General features: G+C 69.8%; 17 protein-coding genes and 1 pseudogene. 14 read left to right on the top strand and 4 right to left on the bottom strand.

The window, feature by feature from the left end:
- Window positions 1-6: 6 nt before the first annotated feature.
- A pseudogene (gene pobA, locus QF040_RS09485) lies at window positions 7-1,189 on the bottom strand (4-hydroxybenzoate 3-monooxygenase).
- A 132-nt stretch (window positions 1,190-1,321) separates the two neighbouring features.
- Here pobA and QF040_RS09480 point away from each other — a divergent pair.
- The 5 genes from QF040_RS09480 (at window position 1,322) to QF040_RS09460 (ending at window position 6,356) form a co-directional block, all read left to right on the top strand.
- Window positions 1,322-2,092, top strand: a complete 771-nt coding sequence (locus QF040_RS09480) for an IclR family transcriptional regulator domain-containing protein (protein ID WP_306878207.1) — start codon at window positions 1,322-1,324, stop codon at window positions 2,090-2,092.
- A 59-nt stretch (window positions 2,093-2,151) separates the two neighbouring features.
- Window positions 2,152-2,811: a response regulator gene (locus QF040_RS09475; RefSeq protein WP_176657107.1), complete on the top strand. Its 660-nt coding sequence runs from the start codon at window positions 2,152-2,154 to the stop codon at window positions 2,809-2,811.
- 172 nt (window positions 2,812-2,983) lie between these two features.
- The gene (locus QF040_RS09470) at window positions 2,984-4,339 is read left to right on the top strand and encodes an ATP-binding protein (RefSeq protein WP_429610830.1); all 1,356 of its coding nucleotides are present in this window, start codon (window positions 2,984-2,986) and stop codon (window positions 4,337-4,339) included.
- A gap of 176 nt (window positions 4,340-4,515) precedes the next feature.
- On the top strand, window positions 4,516-5,997 hold the full coding sequence (locus tag QF040_RS09465; RefSeq protein WP_429610829.1) for a DegQ family serine endoprotease: 1,482 nt from the start codon (window positions 4,516-4,518) through the stop codon (window positions 5,995-5,997).
- Window positions 5,998-6,014: 17 nt separating this feature from the next.
- On the top strand, window positions 6,015-6,356 hold the full coding sequence (locus QF040_RS09460; protein ID WP_429610828.1) for a hypothetical protein: 342 nt from the start codon (window positions 6,015-6,017) through the stop codon (window positions 6,354-6,356).
- A gap of 21 nt (window positions 6,357-6,377) precedes the next feature.
- Here the strand turns inward: QF040_RS09460 and QF040_RS09455 are convergent, their stop codons facing one another.
- The 3 genes from QF040_RS09455 to QF040_RS09445 all read right to left on the bottom strand — a co-directional run bounded on the left by QF040_RS09455 (window position 6,378) and on the right by QF040_RS09445 (window position 10,143).
- Complete coding sequence (locus QF040_RS09455; protein ID WP_429614637.1) at window positions 6,378-6,875, bottom strand: sensor histidine kinase; 498 nt, start codon at window positions 6,873-6,875, stop codon at window positions 6,378-6,380.
- Window positions 6,876-8,337: 1,462 nt separating this feature from the next.
- The gene (locus QF040_RS09450) at window positions 8,338-9,027 is read right to left on the bottom strand and encodes a response regulator transcription factor (RefSeq protein ID WP_429610827.1); all 690 of its coding nucleotides are present in this window, start codon (window positions 9,025-9,027) and stop codon (window positions 8,338-8,340) included.
- A 90-nt stretch (window positions 9,028-9,117) separates the two neighbouring features.
- On the bottom strand, window positions 9,118-10,143 hold the full coding sequence (locus tag QF040_RS09445) for a helix-turn-helix transcriptional regulator (RefSeq protein ID WP_429610826.1): 1,026 nt from the start codon (window positions 10,141-10,143) through the stop codon (window positions 9,118-9,120).
- An 89-nt stretch (window positions 10,144-10,232) separates the two neighbouring features.
- On the opposite strand from QF040_RS09445, the gene QF040_RS09440 reads away from it, so the two are divergent.
- The 9 genes from QF040_RS09440 to QF040_RS09400 all read left to right on the top strand — a co-directional run bounded on the left by QF040_RS09440 (window position 10,233) and on the right by QF040_RS09400 (window position 20,736).
- Window positions 10,233-10,637, top strand: a complete 405-nt coding sequence (locus QF040_RS09440) for a GFA family protein (protein WP_429610825.1) — start codon at window positions 10,233-10,235, stop codon at window positions 10,635-10,637.
- Between the two features lie 107 nt (window positions 10,638-10,744).
- Window positions 10,745-11,194, top strand: a complete 450-nt coding sequence (gene gspG, locus QF040_RS09435; RefSeq protein ID WP_429610824.1) for a type II secretion system major pseudopilin GspG — start codon at window positions 10,745-10,747, stop codon at window positions 11,192-11,194.
- Between the two features lie 16 nt (window positions 11,195-11,210).
- Window positions 11,211-12,254 carry a type II secretion system minor pseudopilin GspK gene (gene gspK / locus QF040_RS09430; protein WP_429610823.1) on the top strand — a complete coding sequence of 348 codons (1,044 nt, stop codon included), beginning with the start codon at window positions 11,211-11,213 and terminating at the stop codon, window positions 12,252-12,254.
- On the top strand, window positions 12,251-13,444 hold the full coding sequence (gene gspL, locus QF040_RS09425) for a type II secretion system protein GspL (protein WP_429610822.1): 1,194 nt from the start codon (window positions 12,251-12,253) through the stop codon (window positions 13,442-13,444). The genes gspK and gspL overlap by 4 nt, the downstream gene beginning before the upstream one ends.
- Window positions 13,441-14,040, top strand: a complete 600-nt coding sequence (gene gspM, locus QF040_RS09420) for a type II secretion system protein GspM (protein ID WP_429610821.1) — start codon at window positions 13,441-13,443, stop codon at window positions 14,038-14,040. The genes gspL and gspM overlap by 4 nt, the downstream gene beginning before the upstream one ends.
- Window positions 14,040-16,634 (top strand): type II secretion system secretin GspD, encoded by a 2,595-nt coding sequence (gene gspD / locus QF040_RS09415; RefSeq protein WP_429610820.1) that lies wholly within the window; start codon window positions 14,040-14,042, stop codon window positions 16,632-16,634. The genes gspM and gspD overlap by 1 nt, the downstream gene beginning before the upstream one ends.
- Window positions 16,631-18,064, top strand: coding sequence for a type II secretion system ATPase GspE (gspE, locus tag QF040_RS09410; RefSeq protein WP_429610819.1), 1,434 nt, complete (start codon window positions 16,631-16,633; stop codon window positions 18,062-18,064). Before gspD ends, gspE begins: the two co-directional genes overlap by 4 nt.
- Before the next feature lie 14 nt (window positions 18,065-18,078).
- A complete protein-coding gene (gspF, locus tag QF040_RS09405) occupies window positions 18,079-19,284 on the top strand; it encodes a type II secretion system inner membrane protein GspF (protein WP_429610818.1) in 1,206 nt (401 codons plus the stop codon).
- Between the two features lie 210 nt (window positions 19,285-19,494).
- Entirely contained in the window at window positions 19,495-20,736 is a 1,242-nt protein-coding gene (locus tag QF040_RS09400; RefSeq protein WP_429610817.1) for a substrate-binding domain-containing protein, read from the top strand.
- Window positions 20,737-20,891 lie beyond the last annotated feature (155 nt).

The raw sequence follows: 20,891 nt of genomic DNA, 5'->3' as shown, positions 1-20,891 counted from the left end.
GGCCGCTCAGAAATCCTCGAGCGGCAACCCCACGTAGTTTTCCGCCAGCGCGGTGGAGGCCGCGTGCGAATGCACGAGGTAGTCGAGCTCGGCTTCCTGGATCTTCTGGCCGAAGGCGCCTGTCTCGGGAAAGCGGTGCATCAGCGAGGTGAACCACCCACGAGAAGCGCTCGGCCTTCCACACGCGGCGCAGGCACAGGTCCGAATAGCGATCGAGGGCCGAAGCCGACTTCTCGCCATAGAAGATCTCGAACGCACGCGAGAGATAACCCACGTCGGCCGTCGCGAGGTTCAGCCCCTTGGCACCGGTCGGCGGCACGATGTGCGCCGCATCGCCTGCGAGAAAGAGCGAGCCGAAGCGCATCGGCTCGGCGACGAAGCTGCGCAGCGGCGCGATGCTTTTCTCCAGCGACGGCGCGGTCACCAGCCGCTCGCGGGCCTCAGGGTCGAGGCGTGCGCGCAGCTCGTTCCAGAAGGCTTCGTCGCTCCAGTTCTCCACGCGCTCCTCGGTCGGCACCTGCACGTAGTAGCGCGAGCGCGTGGCGCTGCGCATGCTGCACAGCGCGAAGCCGCGCTCGGTGTTCGCGTAGATGAGTTCGTGCGACACCGGCGGCACATCGGCCAGCACGCCGAGCCAGCCGAAGGGGTAGACCTTCTCGTAGGTCTGGATCGCATCGGCCGGCACGCTCGCGCGGCTCACGCCGTGGTAGCCGTCGCAGCCAGCGATGAAGTCGCATTCGATCTCGTGCGTCTGGCCGTCCTTCTCGTAGCGCACGCGCGGCTTGCCCGAATCGAAGTCGTGCAGGCTCACGTTCGCTGCGCTGTAGATCGTGGTGAGGCCTTCGGCGGTGCGCGCTTCCATGAGGTCGCGCGTCACTTCGGTCTGGCCGTACACCGTGACCTGCTTGCCGCCGGTGAGGCCGTGCATGTCGATGCGGTGCCGCGCACCCTTGAACAGCAGCTCGATGCCCTCGTGCGGCAGCCCTTCGGCGCGGGCGCGTGCATCGACGCCGGCGCGTGCCAGCAGATCCATCGTCACCTGTTCGAGCACGCCCGCGCGGATGCGGCCGAGCACGTAGTCACCGCTCTGGCGTTCGACGATGACGTTGTCGATGCCTGCCTTGAAAAGCAGTTGACCGAGCAGCAGGCCGGCGGGGCCCGCGCCGATGATCGCGACCTGGGTGCGCATGTTCGTGTCTCCGAGAGGTGTTTCGTCGAGCGTAGGGCGAGGCCGGCCGCTTGGTTCACGGCATTCCGAGGCACTGTGCGATCATGCGAACGCGTGCGCGATGATCGCGCAACACTTCAAGTTGAGACCCGAATGACCATCGCCAAGGCCGATTTCATCGAGGGCATTGCCAAGGGAATGGCGGTGCTCGAAAGCTTCGATACCGAGCGCCAGCGCCTCAATGCCACGCTGGCCGCGGAACGCGCCGGCCTCACGCGCGCCGCCGCCCGGCGCCACCTGCTCACGCTCGCCCACCTGGGTTACCTGGAGACCGACGGCAGTTATTTCTGGATGGCGCCCAAGGTGCTGCGCTTCTCGGGGAGCTACCTCGCCTCGTCGCGCCTGCCGCGTGCGCTGCAGCCCACGCTCAACCGCCTCGCGGCGCAGACCGGCGAATCGTTTTCCGCGGTGGTGCTCGATGGCGAGGAGGTGGTCATCGTCGCGCGCAGCGGCAGCTACGGCACGCCGACGCGCGTGCTGGCCTACGGCCTGCACCTGGGCGCGCGGCTGCCGGCGCATGCGACCTCCACCGGCCGCGTGCTGCTCGCGGCCATGGCTTCCACCCAGCTCACGCAATGGCTCAAGGGCCGGCACCTCGCGCGGCTGACGCCGCAGACCGTCACGCAGGCACGGGGCCTGCGCACGCTCATTGCCCGCACGCGCAAGGACGACTATTGTTTTGCGAGCGAAGAGCACGAGCTCGGCGTGCAGGCGCTCGCGGTGCCGCTGCGCGACATGCAGGGCCACACGGTGGCCGCGCTCAATGTGGTGCTGTCGGGCACGCGCTACCAGGAAGAAGCGCTGCAGCGCGAGATGCTGCCGCTGCTGTTCGAAGCGGCGCGCGAAGTCCGCTCGTTGCTCTGAACTGAACTTCGCCGCAGCCTCCGCCTCGAATCCTGCAGACCGTAGAACGGAAAACAACCATGCGACTCTTGCTTCTAGAAGACGACGTGATGATCGGCGAGGCCGTGCTCGACCTGCTGCGCGCCGAGCAATACGCGGTGGACTGGGTGAAAGACGGCGAGGCCGCCGAGTCGGCCCTGCGCACCCAGCAGTACGACCTAGTGCTGCTCGACCTGGGCGTGCCGCGCCGCGACGGCCTGGAGGTGCTGCGCAGCCTGCGCGCTCGCAAGCAGCGCATGCCGGTGCTGATCGCCACCGCGCGCGACTCGGTGCAGCAGCGCATCGAAGGGCTCGACGCCGGCGCCGACGACTACGTGCTCAAGCCCTACGACCTTGACGAACTGCTGGCCCGCATCCGCGCCTTGCTGCGCCGCGCGGCCGGGCGTGCCGAGCCGGTGTACGAGCACATGGGCGTGAGCATCAACCCCGCCACGCGCGAGGTCACGGTGGCGGGGCAGCCGGTGGTGCTGTCGGCGCGCGAATGGGCGGTGCTCGAGCCGCTGCTGGCGCGTCCGGGCATGGTGCTCTCGCGCGCCCAACTCGAAGAAAAGCTCTACAGCTGGAAGGACGAGATCAGCAGCAACGCGGTCGAGGTCTACGTGCACGGCCTGCGAAAAAAGCTGGGTGCCGAATTCATTCGCAACGTGCGCGGCGTCGGTTACATGGTGCCGAAGGTATGAGCGCGAAGTCTTACCCCCTCTCCCCTCGGGGAGAGGGTTGGGGTGAGGGCGTGGGCCTTCGCACGCGCACTGCCTCCGCCGTCGCCGTGGGCCCTCACCCCAGCCCTCTCCCCAAGGGGAGAGGGAGCAATAGCCGACTTGCGAGCGGGCATCGGCGCATGGGGGGTGTTCGATGAACGGCCGGCGCTGGGTGACCGGATCGCTGCGCGCGCGCCTCCTGTGGTTCCTGCTCGCGGCCATCGTGCTGGCCGCGGGGGCGCAGGCCCTCGTCGCGTACCGCACAGTGCTGCACGAGGCCGACGACATCTTCGACTACCACATGCAGCAGATGGCGATGTCGCTGCGCTCGGGCCTGCCGCCCAGCGCGGCCGTCGGCGGCATCGGCGGCGGCGAGCAGAACTTCGAGTTCGTGGTGCAGGTGTGGACCGCCGACGGCGTGCGCGTCTTCGAATCCGCCGACCAGGCGGCGCTGCCGCAACTCGCGGTGCTGGGCTTTGCCGACGTGCATGCGCGCGGCACCACCTACCGCGTGTTCTCGATGCAGACGCGCGGCCTCGTGATCCAGGTGGCGCAGGACATGGCGGCGCGGCGCAGCATGGCCGGCACGCTGGCGCTGCGCACCATCGCGCCGGTCGCGCTGATGGCGCCGCTGCTCATGTTGGTCGTGTGGTGGGTCGTGAGCCGGTCGCTCGCGCCGGTGGCCCGCGTGAGAACGCAGGTGGCGTCGCGGCAGGCCGACGATCTGTCGCCGGTGAGCGAGGAGGGCTTGCCCGAGGAGGTGCGCCCGCTGGTGCAGGAACTCAACCTGCTCTTCGGCCGCGTGCGCCACGCCTTCGATGCGCAAAAGCACTTCGTCGCCGACGCCGCGCACGAACTGCGCTCGCCGCTCGCGGCATTGAAGCTGCAGGTGCAGGGCCTGCAGCGCGCGCCCGACGATGCGGCACGCGAGATCGCGGTGAGCCGGCTGGTCGCGGGCATCGACCGCTCGACGCGGCTGGTCGAGCAGATGCTCGCGCTGGCCCGGCACGAGGCCAGCATGGCGGCCGGCGCGAAGCCGGAGCCGGTCGACCTGGGCGAGGTCGCGCGCCTCGCGATTTCGGATGCGGTGGCGGGCGCGCAGGCGCGGCGCATCGACATCGGCGTCGCGCATGCCGATGCGGCGGTGGTCGTCGAAGGCCAGCCCGAGGCGCTGCGCATGATGCTGCGCAACCTGCTCGACAACGCGGTGAAGTACACGCCCGAAGAAGGGCGCGTCGACATCGGCATCGCGAAGCAGGGCGATGCGGTCGAACTCAGCGTGGACGACAACGGCCCGGGGCTGCCCGAAGCGGAACGCGAGCGCGTGCTCGATCGCTTCTACCGCTCGGGTGAACCGCAGGCGCCGGGCAGCGGGCTGGGGCTGTCCATCGTCAAGTCGATTGCGGAACTGCACAACGCGACGGTGACGCTGGAAAAGTCGGCCAGCCTCGGCGGGTTGCGCGTGCGGGTCGTCTTCGCTCCCTCTCCCTCTGGGAGAGGGCTGGGGTGAGGGCGATGTGCCGCCGATGAGGCGCGGCGGTTGGGTGGAGGCCGATGCCCTCACCCCAACCTCTCCCGGAGGGAGAGGGAGTAAATCCCGAGACCGTTTAAGGCGCGCTTAAGTCAGTGCAACGACATTCCTTTCATCGTGTTTTGCGTCCATACGCAATTGAAAGGAACCGCTCCATGAACACCCGCCTGACTTCCCCCCGCGCCCTGGTGATCGCCCTGGCAAGCGCCGGTATGATCGGCGCCGTCGGTGCCGGCGCCTACACCAGCGCCGTGAGCGCCCCGACCAACGCCACCCCCATCGCCGCAGCCCCCGCGATGGTCACGCTGCCCGACTTCTCCACCATCACTTCGCGCGACGGCCCCGCCGTGGTCAACATCAGCGTGACCGGCACCATGAAGGCATCGGACGACGAAGCCGCGGCCGAGATCCAGGGCATCGATCCCGACGATCCGATGTTCCAGTTCTTCCGCCGCTTCCAGGGCCAGATCAACCCGCGCGGCCAGCAGCAACAGCAGCGCGATGTGCCGGTGCGCGCGCAGGGCTCGGGCTTCATCGTCGACCCGAGCGGCATCATCATCACCAACGCCCACGTCGTGAAGGACGCGAAGGAAGTCACCGTCAAGCTGACCGACCGCCGCGAATACCGCGCCAAGGTGCTGGGCGCCGATGCCAAGACCGACATCGCCGTGCTGAAGATCGACGCGAAGAACCTGCCGGTGCTCGCGCTGGGCAACACCAAGGACCTGAAGGTCGGCGAATGGGTGCTGGCCATCGGCTCGCCCTTCGGCTTCGAGAACACCGTGACGGCCGGCGTCGTGAGCGCCAAGGGCCGTTCGCTGCCCGACGACAGCTACGTGCCCTTCATCCAGACCGATGTGGCGGTGAACCCCGGCAACTCCGGCGGCCCGCTGCTCAACACGCGCGGCGAGGTGGTCGGTATCAACTCGCAGATCTACAGCCGCAGCGGCGGCTACCAGGGCGTGTCGTTCGCGATACCGATCGACGTCGCCGTGCAGGTGAAGGACCAGATCGTCGCGACCGGCAAGGCCTCGCACGCACGCCTCGGTGTCGCGGTGCAGGAAGTGAACCAGGCCTTCGCCGATTCCTTCAAGCTCGACAAGCCCGAAGGCGCGCTGGTCTCGAACATCGAGAAGGGCGGCCCCGGCGACAAGGCGGGCCTGAAGGCGGGCGACGTGATCCGCAAGGTCGACGGCCAGGCCATCGTTTCCTCGGGCGACCTGCCCGCGGTGATCGGCCAGCAGGCGCCGGGCAAGAAGGTCACGCTCGAGGTGTGGCGCCAGGGCGAACGCCAGGAGCTGCAGGCCAAGCTCGGCGACGCGAGCGACAAGCCGACCCAGGTCGCGAAGGCCGACGCCGGCGCGGGCCAGGGCAAGCTGGGCCTGGCGCTGCGCCCCCTGCAGCCGCAGGAGAAGCGCGAAGCGGGTGTCGATACCGGCCTCTTGATCGAAGACGCGGCAGGCCCGTCGGCACAGGCCGGCGTTCAGGCCGGTGACGTCCTGCTGGCCATCAACGGCACGCCCGCACAGAGCCTGGAGCAGGTGCGTGAAGTCGTGGCGAAGGCGACCAACAAGTCGGTGGCCCTGTTGATCCAGCGCGGCGAAGACAAGATCTTCGTGCCGGTCCGCATCGGCTGACCGCAGGGCAGAAGCGGATGAAGCCGCCAGGCAAGCTGCCCCTCGTCGTGGTCGAGGAGCGCGCGGCGGCCAGCGGCCTCTCCGCGCACATCCTGCCCACGTCGGCCACGATGATCGGCGTGTGCATGACCGTGATGTCGATCGGTCACCTCGGGCCGCGCGACGACATGCGGTTGCTGATCGACCGGCTCCTTGCCATCGACGCGCTGGTCTTTCTGGCCAGCGCGTTGCTGTCTTTCATCTCGATGCGTGCGCGCCGTTCGGGCGCGCGGCTGGAGGCCTGGGGCGAGATGGTGTTCATCGCCGGCCTCGGGCTGCTGGCGTTGGGAGCGGTCGCGCTGGCTTTCGCGCTGCGGTGAGCCTGGCCCGGCAGGGCCGCTTCAGGGCATGACGCAGGGCCATTCGAGCCGCACGCGCGTGCCGCCGCCGGCCTGGTCGTCCGCCGGTTCGATTTCCAGACGCGCGCCGATCGCCTGCGCACGCGAGCGCATGTTCGAGATGCCGTGGCCCGCCGGCCTCGCGGCCGCGTCCACGCGCTCACTGGTCCCTCCGGTCCCGCCTGTCGTGCTGGACAGGCCCCGCCCGTTGTCGGTGAGCACGATGCGCACCAGCGGCGGCGCTTCGTCCCCGTGCCAGCTCACCTGCATCACGATGCGCGTGGCGGCCGCATGCTTGAGCACGTTGGTGAAGGCCTCCAGCAGGATGCGCTGCAATTGCAGCGCGGCCTGCGCCGCGAAAGGCTCGATGGTGGGGATGAGCGCCACGTTCCAGACCAGTTCGATGCCGGCTGCGTCCAGCCGCGGCTGCAGCCGGTAGCGCAGCGTCGCGAGCACGGTGGAGAGGTCGTCCTGCGTGGGCTGAAGCGAATCGACTGCCATGCGCATCTCGTCGAGCGCGAGCTTCACATGCTCCTCGACCACGGCCCGGTCGGGCGCGGGCTGCGTCACCACGTTGAGGAGGCCCACCAGTTGCGAGCCGACGCCGTCGTGGATCTCCCGCATGATTCGCTGCCGCTCCACCAGCACCGCCTGTTCCTGCTGCTGCAGGCGCACCGTTTCGAAGGCGCCGCGCAGTTGCTCCTCGCGCTCGGCGACGCGTGCCGAAAGGCTGGCGTTGAGCGCGCCATAGTCGGCCACGGTGCGGCTGTAGCGTTCGACCACGAGGCCGGCCAGGATCACCACGAAGAAAAACATCGCATGCGGCGTGAGCGTGTAATACGCGCCGCCGAAAAGGCCCATGCGCACCAGCAGCAGGTCGTGCGCGCCGGCCAGGATGGCCAGCATGCCCGCTGCCATCAGCACGCCCGCGATGCGCCGCCGCGCCACCAGCGCGCCGTGGATCACGTAGGGCAGGCAGACGATGGCGGTCACCTGAAGGACGACTAGGCCGATGGTCCACAGCAGCGGCCGGGCGAGCGCGAAGGAAGCGCAGGCCAGCGTGACCGACAGCGCCAGCGCCCCGTAGATCGAGCGCACCAGCCAGGGCGGGTTGCGGTCCAGCACCAGCAGCACGAAGCGCGCAATGAGCCCGATGTGGCAGGCATAGCAGACCGCCACCAGTGCGCCCCAGAGCGGCCATGGCACCGGCACTTCGGGCCAGACGCGGTCGAGGTTGCGCGTGACGCCCGAGAGCGCGGCCAGCGCGAAGCAGCCGTAGAGCGCATCGCGCTGGCGCAGCCACAACCCGCCGGCCAGCCCGCCCATCAGCAGCAGGCTCACCGAATACACGATGGCCGAGTTGTTGCGCCAGTTCTGCTGCGTGCGGTAGAGCGCGGCCAGCGGCGCCTCGGCGCCGTAGCGGATGCTCGCGAGCCCGCCTCCGCGCTGGCGCTGCAGCGTGGTCCGGATCACCAGTTGCTGCGGTTGGTCGCGGCGGTGCAGCGCTGCCGCGACTGGCACGAGTTGCGAGCCTTTGGCCGCGTCGTAGCCGGGGTTGCCGAGGCTGCCGAAGCTCGCGAGCAGGGCCCCATCGAGCGAGATCGTCACCTGGTTGCCCACGCCCGAGAGCAGCAGCGCGGCGGGCCCGCCTTCGGGCACCGCCACGGCCGGCAGTTCGATGCGGTAGCTCGCCTTGCCGCCTCGGCCGGGAAACGCGTGGTCCCATCGAAACGGCAACTGAACCCGGCGCACCTGCGGCGGCAGGCCGTCGGGCTCCAGCGTGGCCTCGGCGGAGCGCACGTCCATGCCGTCGGGCAGGCTGCCGGCGGCATCGACCGAACGGGCATCGACCGACCGCGCATGGCCGGTGGAAGCCGGCAGGAGCAGCGCGGGGGCCAGGATCAGGAGCGACAGCGTTGCGGCGGCAAGCACGGGCCAGCGCAGGCCGGCCCGCCGGATTGCCTCAGGGAAGCCAGCCCAGGTTGCGGGCTTCGAACACAGCTTCCGATTTGTTGTGCACATCCAGCTTGCCGTAGATATTGCGGATATGGGATTGGACCGTCGACGCCGAGACTCCCATCTGCGCGCCGACTTCGACATAGGTGAAACCACGAGAGACCAGCCCGAGCACCTCCGATTCGCGCGGCGACAGGCGCTCGGGCGCCACGGTGGAGAAGCGGGCGGCACTGGCGCCGGGGCTCGCCGGGGCGCGCTGGGACGCATCGGCGCGGGTCTGCCAGCGCCGCAGCAACTGCCGCGCGATCACCGGCGACATCGGCGAGCCGCCCGCGCGCAGGTTGCGGATGTGGGTGGCGAGGTCGGCTTCGGTGCCGTCCTTGAGCAGATAGCCGCTCGCGCCGGCCTCGAAGGCCAGGACCATGTTGGCCTCGTCGCCGAAGATCGACAGCACCATCACCGCGCAGGCCGGCTGCATGCTTCGGCAGCGGCGAATCACCTGCAGGCCGGGCAGGTCGGGCAGGCCCAGGTCCACCAGCAGCACCTCGACCGGGTTCTCGCCCAGCCAGCGCAGCATGTCCACGGCGTTCGAGGCGCTGTAGGCCAGCGCGAGCGAAGGGTCGGCACCGATGACGCGCGCGATGCGCTCGCGCACGCCGGTGTCGTCCTCGACCAGCGCGACCTGCGTGGTCGTCATGGCATGGGGCCGCGGGCGAGGCGCATGGGCGGGTTCCTGGGAGGGTTGCGACAGTCGCCAGCCTACGGACAGGCGCGGCGCTTGCCCATCCTATAGATGAGGGAGGCGGGCGGTGGGCTTTTGCGGTTCGCGCGGCTCGCGTGGCCTGGGCGGCGTGGACGAGGTGCGCGCCGCAGCCTTGCCGAGCCGCCCCGCGACGAGCGCCAGGTGCTCGGCCAGCGCCGGCGGCGACTCCACCTCGAAGTCATGCCCGAGGCAGCCCAGCCACACGGCCAGCGCATCGAGCGAATTGGCCGCGGTCGCGATCCGTGTCGTGCCGTCGTCAATCGCTTCGGGCACCCCGCCGACCCAGCCCAGGTGCGCCTCCAGCGCCTTGGCCGGCGCATGCACCACGACGCTTGCGTGGTGCAGGTAGGGCGAGACACGCAGCGCCTGCGCCATGTACGCCGCCACGTCGCCATGCGGCAGCCGGCGCGGCGTGAAGCGCGCGCCGGTCGGCACGGGCGCCACGATGCGGTCGAGGCGAAAGGTGCGCCAGTCCTCGCGCGCCGTGTCCCACGCCAGCAGGTACCAGCGCTGGCCCGACTGCACCACCCGATGCGGCTCCACCGTGCGCGCGGTTGCCTTGGCATGGTGGTCCCGGTAGTCGAAGCGCAGCGCCGCCCGGTCGGTGCAGGCTTCGGCAAACAGCGTGACGGCCTTCAGCCGCACCTCCGACTTGCCGCGCGCGAGCGGCACCACCGCCGCGCGCACGCTGTCGAGCCGCTTGCGCAGGCGCGGCGGCATCAACTGCTCCAGCTTGGCGAGGGCACGCATCGAGGCGTTCTCGATGTCGCCCTTGCCATCGCTCGGGTTGCCGAGGCCCAGCGCCACCGCGATGGCTTCTTCGTCTTCGAGCAGCAGCGGGGGCAGGGCGGCGCCCGCGCCGAGCCGGTAGCCGCCGGCCACGCCCGAGGTCGAGTCGACCGTGTAGCCCAGGGTGCGCAGCCGGTCGACATCGCGGCGCAGCGTGCGCTCGGTGATTTCGAGGCGTTCGGCCAGCCCGGCGCCGGTCCATGCGCGTTGGGCCTGGAAGAGGGAAAGGAGGCGGATCAGGCGTGCGGAAGCGGACAGCATGGGCCGCATGATGCCTCGGATCGAGGACAGGATCTGTCCGCAATGGGTCGTAGCCTTGGGCTTCCCTTCAGCCATTCCAGGAACCACTCATGAAGAAGACATACAACGGCAGCTGCCACTGCGGCAAGGTCCGCTTCCAGGCCCTCATCGACCTCGCCGCGGGCACCGGCAAATGCAATTGTTCGATCTGCATGAAGTCGCGCGGCTGGGGCGCCATCGTCAAGCCCGAAGAGTTCACGCTGCTCTCGGGCGAAGAAGCCCTGGCGAGCTACCAGTTCGCCTCGCACAGCGCCGAGCACCTCTTCTGCAAGACCTGCGGCATCAAGTCGTTCGGGCGCGGCGATGTGCCGCAGATCGGTGGCGCTTACGTGAGCGTGAACGTGACCTGCCTGGACGACGCGACGCTGGAAGAACTCTCGACGGCGCCGGTGCGCCACATGGACGGGCGCAACAACAACTGGTTCGAAGTGCCGGCCGAGGTGCGCTATCTCTAGAGAGGAGAGAAGGCCCACTCCCGAGGATTTTCCATCGGACTGACATGCGCCCCTGCCACGATCCGTGGCTTGACCGCAATCGACGTACCTTGTCCTGGGAGTGAAAGATGGCCGCACGTTCCGCCCGCAGCAACGCAAGCCGGCACCCCGTGCAACCGCGCGGCTTCACCCTCATCGAGTTGATGGTCGTGCTGGTCATCATCGGCGTGCTCGCCGCGCTGATCGTGCCCAGCCTCATGGACCGCCCCGACCAGGCGCGCGCCACCGCGGCGCGGCAGGACGTGGCCGCGATCATGCAGGGGCTGAAGCTCTACCGCCTCGACAACGGCGCCTATCCCAGCTCGACGCAAGGCCTGCGCTCGCTGGTGGAAAAGCCGACTGCCGGCAAAGTGCCGACCAACTGGCGCACCTACCTCGAGCGCCTGCCGCAGGACCCCTGGGGCAACGCCTACCAGTACCTGAACCCCGGCACGCACGGCGAGGTCGATGTGTTCTCGCTGGGCGCCGACGGCGAGCCCGGCGGAGAGAAAGCCAACGCGGACGTCGGCTCCTGGTAGCGCGCGGACCACGACCGTGCACGCACCGATGGGCATCAGGGCGGGCCAGCCCGTCCGCGCCTTTTCCTCCGTTCAGGTGATCCATGCGCGCCAGCGCGGCATGGCCGTGGTCAGCGCGCTCTTGATCGTCGCCGTCATCGCCGCGCTGGCCGCGGGCCTGCTGGGCCGGCAGTCGGCCTTCATCCGCACCACGCAGGGCGACCAGTCGCGCGTGCAGGCGCGCTGGCTGCTGCGCGGCGAGATCGGCGAGGCGCAGCGCGTGCTGCGCGCCGAAGCGCTGCGCGATCCGACCACCCGGCTCGATGGCCTGTGGAACCGCCCCTTCGCGCGGCCGGCCGCGGGGCAGGTGGCCGCGGAGGGCGGGCGCCTCGTGAGCGAAATCACCGACGAGCAGGCCAAGTTCAACCTGCGCAACCTCGTGGGCCCGACGGGCGTCGATCCCGCGGAGGCGGAGGTGTTCATGCGGCTGTGCGCGGTGGTGGGCGTGTCGCCGCCGCAGGCGCAGTCGCTCATGCGCCGCGTTGTCCTGAGCCTGGGCGATGCGCTGACGCAGGCGCCGGGCGCCGTGCCGGACGATGTCCGCGCCGAGAGCGCCAAGGCCGCCGCCCGGCTGGGCCTGCCGGCGGAGCTGCCGCCCATGCCCAAGGCGCCGAGGCCGCGTGCGCTGGAAGACCTGATGTCCGTTCCCGGCGTGGATGGCGCCGTGCTCGCGCGGCTCGCGCCTTTCGTGACCGTGCTGCCGCAGCGCACCTGGATCAACGCGAACACCGCGGGCGCGGAGCTCATTGCCGCCGGCGTGCCGGGTCTCTCGCTCGACCGCGCCCGCGCCTTGCTGGCCGCGCGCGACCGCGGGCAGTGGTTTGTCAATCGCGGCGACTTCACCAATCGCCTGCAGATGCCGGCGCTGAACGTCGACGAGCTGCGCATGGGCATCACCAGCAACTGGTTCCGCGTGGCGAGCGTGCTCGACACCGCGCGCACGAAGTTCGTGCAGGTGGCCCTGCTGCATGACGACAAGACCTCGATGCCGCGCGTGATGTGGCTGCGGGAGGGCGTGTGAAGAAGGTCGACCTGCTGCGCCTGCGCCTCGCACCCTGGCGGAACGACGGTGCGCCCGATGCGGTGGCGTGCGGCTGGCGCGACGCCGACGGAACATGGCGCGACGGCAGCACGCTGGCGCTGGAGGAGATTGCCGCGCGGTTCCGTGCGAAGCGCATCGAGGCGTGCCTCCATCCCGGCGATGTGCCGACGGCCAGCTTCGCGCTGCCGCCTTTATCTGGCCGGCGCATGCGTGCGGCGGTGATGGGCGCCATCGAGCCTTGCGCGCTTCGCCCGCTCGAAACGCTCGTGACGGGCTTCGGCGTTCGCGCATCGGATGGCACCGTGCCCGCTGCATGGGTCGGGCGCGATGTGGTGGACGGCTGGTCGGCACTGCTGCTCCGGCATGGCCTCGCGGTGCGCGAGCTGCATCTGCCAGCGGCCTTCCTGCCACTTCCGAATGCAGGCTGGACGGCGTGCCAGATCGATCGATGGCTAGTCGTCCGCACCGGGCGGGAGCACGGCTTCACGCACTGGCTGCCGGAAGGCATGGACCGCGAAGCGGGCATCGCGGCGCATGCCGGCGGCGATGCGGCGCTGCCCGCCGTGCGATGGATCGAGCGCGATGGCCAGGACGCGGCGGCGCAATGGACCGGCGAAGGCTGGCGCTGGTCATTGCCGGTCGGCAGCTCCGAGGCCGGCAACTCCGGTGTGGCCGCGCTGGCCGCGCCCGCTGTCGCATGGGGTGCCATCGCCGCAGCCGTGTGGCTGATCGGGCTGAACGTCTACGCGAGCCAGTTGGCCGCGCAAGGCCAGACGCTGAAGCGGCAGATGGCCGCGCGGGTCAAGGCCGCGTTTCCCGATGTGCCGGTGGTCGTCAACGCGGTGCAGCAGGCGCGCCAGCAAAAAGAGGCGCTCGCGGCCGGCGCACCGCAAGCGGCGAAGGACGACTACGCAGGCCTCTCGCGCGCGGCAACACGCCTGCTCGCGCAGGCACCGGCCGGGCAGGTGCAGGGCCTGCGCTATGCCGAGGGCGCGCTGCACATCCGCTGGCGCGACGGCGCGGCGCCGGATGCCGAGGCGCTGCGCACGCTGCAGGTACAGGCGCGCGAGCAGGGCCTCGCCGTCGAAGGCGATGCGGCCACGCTGCACATGAAGGTCGGCAGCGACGCGCCGGCCATTGAAGGCACCGCGCAGAAAGGCTCGCCATGAACGCCGCAGAGCGCCTGCGGCCGCTGGCCCGCCTATTGAGCCCGACGCGCCAACTTATTCGCGAAGGCACGACGCGCTGGCGCGCACTGCCCACGCGCGACCGCTTCGCCGTGGGCATCGCCGCGCTCGTGATGGCGCTCGCATTCCTGTGGCTCGCATTGACCCGCCCCGCGCTGGACACCATCGCCCAGTGGCGCCGCGACCTGCCGAAGCTGCAGGCCCAGTCGGCCGAGCTCGACGGCATCCTCGCCGGCGTGCCCGCCGCGAACGGGCGGCCCGGCGCAGCGGCCGAGCCCTTGCAGGCGGGACTGGACCGCGCCGGCCTGCAGGGCTTCTACAAGATCCACGACGTCGTGGCCGACGCGCCTGCCGCCACGGGCGGCAGGCTCTTGCCCGCGAAAGCGTGGCGCATCGAATTCACCGGACCTGCGCCCGCGGCCCAGGTCTTTTCATGGCTGCTGGCGGTGTCCGCCCGCAGCGACGTCGAAGTCGTGCGCGCCGACCTGGAGCGGGCGGACGGCAGTGCCGAGGCTCAAGGCCCGGTGCGCGGCGCGGTGGACCTGCAGTCCACGCAAATCAACAAGGATGGCCCGTGATGCGAGAGCTGAAGGGCGCAGCGATGCGCCGATGGACCGTGGCCTGCTGTCTGGCGCTGGCTGGCGGCGCGAGCCTCGCGGCCGGTGCGGCCCCGAGCGCGTCGCCGCCCGGCCGCCCCGAGGCCGCCAGGAGCGGCAGGGACGAGAAGGTGGTGCTCAACTTCGTCGATGCCGACATCACCTCCGTGGTCTCGGCGCTGGCGCGATTCCTCGGGCGCAACTTTCTCTTCGATCCGCGCGTGAAGGGGCAGATCACCCTGGTCTCCGAAGGCGAGGTGCCCGCGGCCACGGCCTACGGCATGCTCTCGACCGCGCTGCGCATGCGCGGCTTCGCGATCGTCGACGTGGGCGACGTGAGCCGCGTCGTGCCGGTGGCCGATGCCAGGCTGCAGGGCGGCGCGGTCAACACGCGCAACCCCGGCGGCGGCCTCGCCACCCGCACCTTCCGCCTGAACTACGAGAACGCCGAGGCGATGGTGCCGGTGCTCAAGCCGCTCATCGCGGCCGAGAACACCATCACCGCCTACCAGGCCAACAACACGCTGGTGGTGACCGACTACATCGACAACCTCGAGCGCCTGGCCCGCATCATCGAGAGCATCGACACGCCCACCTCGCTCGACTCCGAAGTGGTGAAGCTGCGCAACGGCATCGCGGTGGACATTGCGGGCCTTGCGAGCGAACTGCTGGAGAACACCGGCGACAAGGGCAAGCGCGACATCGTCGTGCTGGCCGATCCGCGCTCCAACAGCGTGATCATCCGTTCGAGCAGTCCTGGCCGCACCGCGCTCGCGCGCGAACTCATCGCCAAGCTCGAGAGCGCGCAGAGCGACCCGGGCAACCTGTACGTGGTGTACCTGCGCAACGCGCAGTCGGTGCCGCTGGCCAATGTGCTGCGCGGGCTGTTGACGGGCGAGTCGCAGGATGCATCGGCAACGGGCAACACCTCGGTACGTGCGGCGCTGGGTGCGGGCGGCATGCTCGGCGGCGCGGGAGGGGCAGGTGCCACGGGCGCGAACGGCAGCACGGCTTCCACCGCAGGCGCGACGGGTACTTCGGGCACGACGAACCGCGGCACGACGGGCGGCATACAGCGCGGCGGTTCGGGCGGTTCCACGCCAGGCGCAGCGGGCGGCAACACCTCCACCGCCTTCTCCGCCAACGGCGTCACCGTGCAGGCCGATGCCGCCACCAACACGCTGATCATCGCGGCGCCCGAGCCGATGTACCGGAGCCTGCGCCGCGTGATCGACATGCTCGACCAGCGGCGCGCGCAGGTGCTGGTCGAGAGCCTGATCGTCGAGGTGACCGAGCGCGACGCCTCCGAGCTGGGCATCCAGTGGATGGCTGGCGGGCGCAACGGCCAGGTGCGCGGCGGCACCAACTTCGGCGGCGCACAGCTCAACACCGCCGCGACCGCGACCAGCACCCTCGACGTGATTCCGCGGGGCCTGAACATCGGCGTGATCGACGGCACCGTCAAGCTGCCCGGCGTGGGCGAGATCCTCAACCTCAAGGTGCTGGCCCGCGCGCTGCAGACCAGGGACGGCGCCAACATCCTCTCGACGCCCAACATCCTCACGCTGGACAACGAGCAGGCTTCCATCATGGTGGGCAAGACCGTGCCGTTCGTGAGCGGGCAGTACATCACCAATGGCAACAGCAGCAGCAATCCGTTCCAGACGATCCAGCGCGAGGACATCGGTCTGAAGCTGAACATCCGCCCGCAGATTTCCGAGGGCGGCACGGTCAAGCTCGACATCTACCAGGAGGTGTCGAGCATCGACGAGCAGAGCTCGGGCGCGGCCGGCATCGTCACCAACAAGCGCGCGCTGGACACCAGCATCCTGGTGGACGACGGGCAGATCATGGTGCTGGGCGGGCTGATGGAAGACAGCGTCACCAACGGCACCGAGGCCGTGCCGGGACTGGGCGCGTTGCCGGTCGTGGGCAACCTCTTTCGCTACGACAAGCGCCAGCGCGTGAAGACCAACCTGATGGTGTTCCTCCGGCCCTACGTGATCCGCGATGCGAACGCGAGCCGCGGCCTCACGCTCGACCGCTACAACTTCATGCGCATGCAACAGGGGCGCTCGCGGTCGATGCCGCATGGCCTGCTGCCCGACGTCGGCGGCCCGGCACTGCCGCCCTCTGACGTGCCGAGGGCAGGGCGCGCACCGCAGGTCGATCTGCGTCCGCAGAACTGGGAGCAGACGCGCGACAAGGCGCCGCCGCCGACCGCTGTGGCCAGCGAGGTCCGCCAGGCCCCCGAGGCCGCCGCGCCGCCCCCGCCGGTGCTGCGCTCGCAGTTGCCCGTCGGCGTGACGGTGGACTCCGACCCCGCTGTGCTCTATGGCGGCGCCAACGACAAGCGCACCGTCGTGCAGATCGCCGACGTGAACGCCGAGCAGGACGCGGCGCGCATCGTCAAGCGGGTACGCATCAGCGGCATCGGCGCGTACATCGTGAGCGGACCGGGCGGAGAGGGGAACCTCGTGCGGGCGGACGTGCCGCGCGACCCGCAGGCGGTAGACAACACCATCGCGGTGCTGCGCGAGCTGGGCTATCGGCCGGAGCTGGTGGTGACGCCATGAGCGTTGCGGCCGCGCTGCCGCATGCGTGGGCACGCAGCCAGCGCATCGTCGTGCGCGAGGAGGTCGATGCACGATGCCTCGTGGTGTGCCCGCGCACGCCAGGCTGGGCCATCGTCGAGGCGCGCCGCCTGCTCAGCGAACTGCCGCTCCAGCAGGTCAGCGAAACCGAGATGGACGGCCTCCTCGCCGGCAGCTACGCCGAGGCCGGCGACGCCGCCTCGGTGGTCGGCGCGGTGGAGCAGCAGGTCGATCTCGCGCGCCTCATGCAGGACATTCCCGCCGTCACCGACCTGCTCGATGCGCAGGACGACGCGCCCGTCATCCGCATGATCAACGCGCTGCTCACGCAGGCGGCGCGCGACGGCGCGAGCGATGTGCACCTCGAATCCTTCGAGACGCATTCGGTGGTGCGCTTTCGCGTCGACGGCACGCTGCGCGACGTGGTGGCGCCGCGGCGCGCGCTGCATGCGGCGCTCATCTCGCGCATCAAGATCATGTCGCAGCTCGACATCGCCGAGAAGCGCCTGCCGCAGGACGGGCGCATCACCCTGCGCGTGGGCGGCCGGCCCATCGACGTGCGCGTGTCCACCGTGCCGACGGCGCACGGCGAACGCGCGGTGCTGCGGCTGCTCGAAAAAGATGCCGGCCGCCTGCAGCTCGAACGCCTGGGCATGGCGCCCGACACGCTGGCCGAACTCACGCGGCTGGTGCGCCAGCCGCACGGCATCGTGCTGGTCACCGGCCCCACCGGCAGCGGCAAGACCACGACGCTGTATGCGGCGCTCGGCCAACTCGACTTGAGCACCAGCAACATCCTCACCGTGGAAGATCCGGTGGAGTACGACCTGCCCGGCATCGGCCAGATTCCGGTGCACAGCAAGATCGGCATGACCTTCGGCGCCGCCTTGCGCGCGGCACTCAGGCAAGACCCCGACAACATCATGATCGGCGAGATCCGCGACCTGGAGACCGCGCAGATCGCGGTGCAGTCCTCGCTCACCGGCCACGGCGTGCTGGCCTCGCTGCACACCAACGATGCGGTCTCAGCCGTCACGCGCATGAGCGACATGGGCATCGAGCCCTTCCTGTTGTCGTCGTCGCTGCTGGGCGTGCTCGCGCAGCGGCTGGTGCGGCGCCTCTGCCCCGCCTGCAAGGCGCCGCGCGCGCAGCCCGACGGCAGCGTGGCCTACGTGCCGATGGGTTGCCCTGCTTGCGGCAACTCCGGCTTCAAGGGACGCACCGGCATCCACGAATTGTTCGTGGTGCACGAGGACATCCGCCGCCTCATCCACGAAGGCGGCGACGAGCAGGCGATGCGCGCCGCCGCCGTGCGCCACGGCATGCGCTCCATGCGCGAGGACGGCCAGCGCTGGGTGCGCGAGGGCGTGACAACCGCCGAGGAAATCATGCGCGTGACGCGCGACGCATAGGAAGGAGGCGCGGCATGGCCCGTTTCGAATTCGAGGCCGCGAACGGCGCCGGAGAAATCCAGCGCGGCACCACCGAAGGCGAGTCCGCGCGCTCGGTGCGCACGCAACTGCGCGAGCGCGGCCTGACGCCGCTCGACGTCCGCGAGAAGGCTGCGGGCGGCGGCGCATTGGCGTGGCTGAACCCGAAGCTCGGTGCATCCGACCTGTGCTGGGCCACGCGCGAACTCGCGAGCCTCCTGGGCGCGCGCCTCACGCTCGAAGCCGCGCTCGTCGCCACCATCGAGCAGGCCGAGCGCAAGCATGTGGCCGATGCATTGAGCGCGGTGTGCGATGGCGTGCGCGCCGGCATGCGCCTGGCCGACGCACTCGGCGAGCGGCCGCGCGACTTTCCATCGATCTACCGCGCGCTCGTGAGCGCGGGCGAAGACTCGGGCGACCTCGCGCGCGTGATGGAACGGCTGGCCGACTACCTGGAGAACCGCGACAACCTGCGCAGCAAGGTGCTCACCGCGTTCATCTATCCGGCCATCGTCGGGTTCGTGTCGCTGTGCATCGTGGTGTTTCTGTTGGGCTATGTGGTGCCGCAGGTCATCGGCGCGTTCGCGCAGGCACGGCAGGAACTCCCCGCGATCACGCGCGCGATGCTGGCCGCAAGCGCCTTCGTGCGCGAATGGGGTTGGCTCACCGCGGGCCTCCTCGTCGGCGCCTGGGTGCTCGCGCGCGCCTCGCTGCGCGATGCGGGCAGGCGCTTGCGCTGGCATGCGATGGTGCTGCGCCTGCCGATGGTGGGCCGCTATGCGCTCGGCGTGGACACGGCGCGCTTCGCCTCGACGCTCTCGATCCTGATGGACGCGGGCGTGCCGTTGCTGCGCGCGCTGGAAGCCGCGCGGCAGACGCTCGGCAACGAATGGATCAAGCGCTGCGTGCTCGAAGCCACGGGCCGAGTGAAGGAAGGAACGCCGCTCGCGGCTGCGTTGAAAGCGCAAAGAATCTTTCCCTCGAACCTCGTGCACCTGGTCGCGAGCGGCGAGAAGACCGGCGCGCTCGCCGCGATGTTCGAGCGTGCGGCGCAGAACCTCTCCCGAGATCTGGAGCGCCGCGCGATGCGCCTGACCACCGTGCTCGAGCCTTTGATGATCGTCGGCATGGGAGGCGTGGTGATGGTGATCGTGCTCGCCGTGCTCATGCCGATCATGGAAATCAACCAGATGGTGCGCTGAATGTTCGGGAGCATGCCGCGCGAAAACAGCCGCGAGTTCGGGAGTTTTCGCAGCCGTGTTCCCGAGTTTCCTTCGGGCGCCTGTCACCTGCAAAAAGCAAGATCGAAACGTCGCCGAGAAGGGTGACAGAGGCAGAAAAAGGACGTGCCGGTCAAGACGAACGCCGCGTCCGAGTCAGTTCATTTATTTGGTTCATTCAAAGGAGTTTCCATGAATGCAATGTTCAAGAAGGTCGCACTGTCGGCCGTGACGATGGCGGCCCTCGCGGCAGCCGGTGCCGCTTCCGCGCAGATCGCCGTCGGCGGTGGCGCGACCCTGCCCGAGATCCTCTATGACGAGATCCTGCCGAGCGGCGTGGGCCTCACCAACTTCAGCTACACCGGCACCGGCAGCGGCGCAGGCAAGTCGGCTTTCTTCAGCAACAACGCCACCGCGTTCAAGAACGAATCCGTGTCCGGCACGCCGGCATGGACCGCCACGCAGTCGGTGCACTTCGCAGGCAGCGATTCCGCCGTGAGCGCCGCCGAGCGCGATGCGTACAACACCGCCCACGTCACCGGCGTGACCGGCCCGGCCGCCTGGAGTCGCATGATCCAGATCCCCGCGGTGGCCACCTCGGTGCTGGTTCCCTACAAGCGCTCGGGCATCAGCGACCTGAACCTGTCGGACGCACAGATGTGCGCCGTCTTCAGCAACAAGACGGGCGGCCAGACCTGGGGGCAGCTGCGCGGCACCACCGACGCCACGACGGTGAAGGTGGTCTATCGCACCGACAACAGCGGCACCACCGAACTGCTGAGCCGCTACCTGGTTGCGGCTTGTCCCACCTCGGGCTTCGCCGTCTCCAACAACTTCGGCACCATGGTGGCCGGCGCGGTTACCGGCGGCACGATCCCGGCCCACTGGGTTGGCGCCAACGGCAGCAGCGGCGTGTCGAACGCCTTCATCGGCACCGGCACCGACTCGCGCGTGGGCTACCTGAGCCCCGATGCCACCTACACGGGCAGCAGCAACGCAGTCGTCGCGCGCGTCAACGGCAACCTGCCGCTGGCCTCGTCGATCCAGACCGCACTGGCCGCCGTGTCCCTGCCGGTGGGTGGCGCCGCGCAAGCCAGCAACCCGCTCGCCTGGGTGCCGGCCTACTCGAAGCCGACCCCGGCAACCGGTGCGGGTTCCAGCTATCCGATCTTCGGCACCACCAACCTGCTGGTGAACCAGTGCTACAAGGACGCCGCGGTGCAGACCAAGGTCCGCAACTTCCTGGCGGGCCTGCTGGGCACGACCTACAACACGCCGATCACCACCCACAACTTCGTGAACCTGCCTGACGGCACGGTCGGCACGAACAACTGGAAGACCCAGATCTCCAGCGTGTTCCTGAACGTGAACCACCCGCTGGGCATCGGCAACGTGAACGTCTGCAACGGCATCGGCCGCCCGCTCGCGAACTGATCGGCAACCCTCGCCGGCCGGCGTGGGCCGGCCGTTCATCCGCCGCCACCAGCTGCGGACCCGCCCCGGGAAAAAGGGCTGTGCCATGGCACGGCCCCGGCCCCCGGGGCTTCGGGCTGTCGGCCCCGTCGTCACTCGCGAAGCGGTTTGCAATG

Source organism: Variovorax sp. W2I14, assembly GCF_050435205.1.
In the GTDB taxonomy this organism is placed as follows: Bacteria; Pseudomonadota; Gammaproteobacteria; order Burkholderiales; family Burkholderiaceae_C; genus Variovorax; species Variovorax paradoxus_C.
This window is presented reverse-complemented; position numbering and strand designations above follow the sequence as displayed.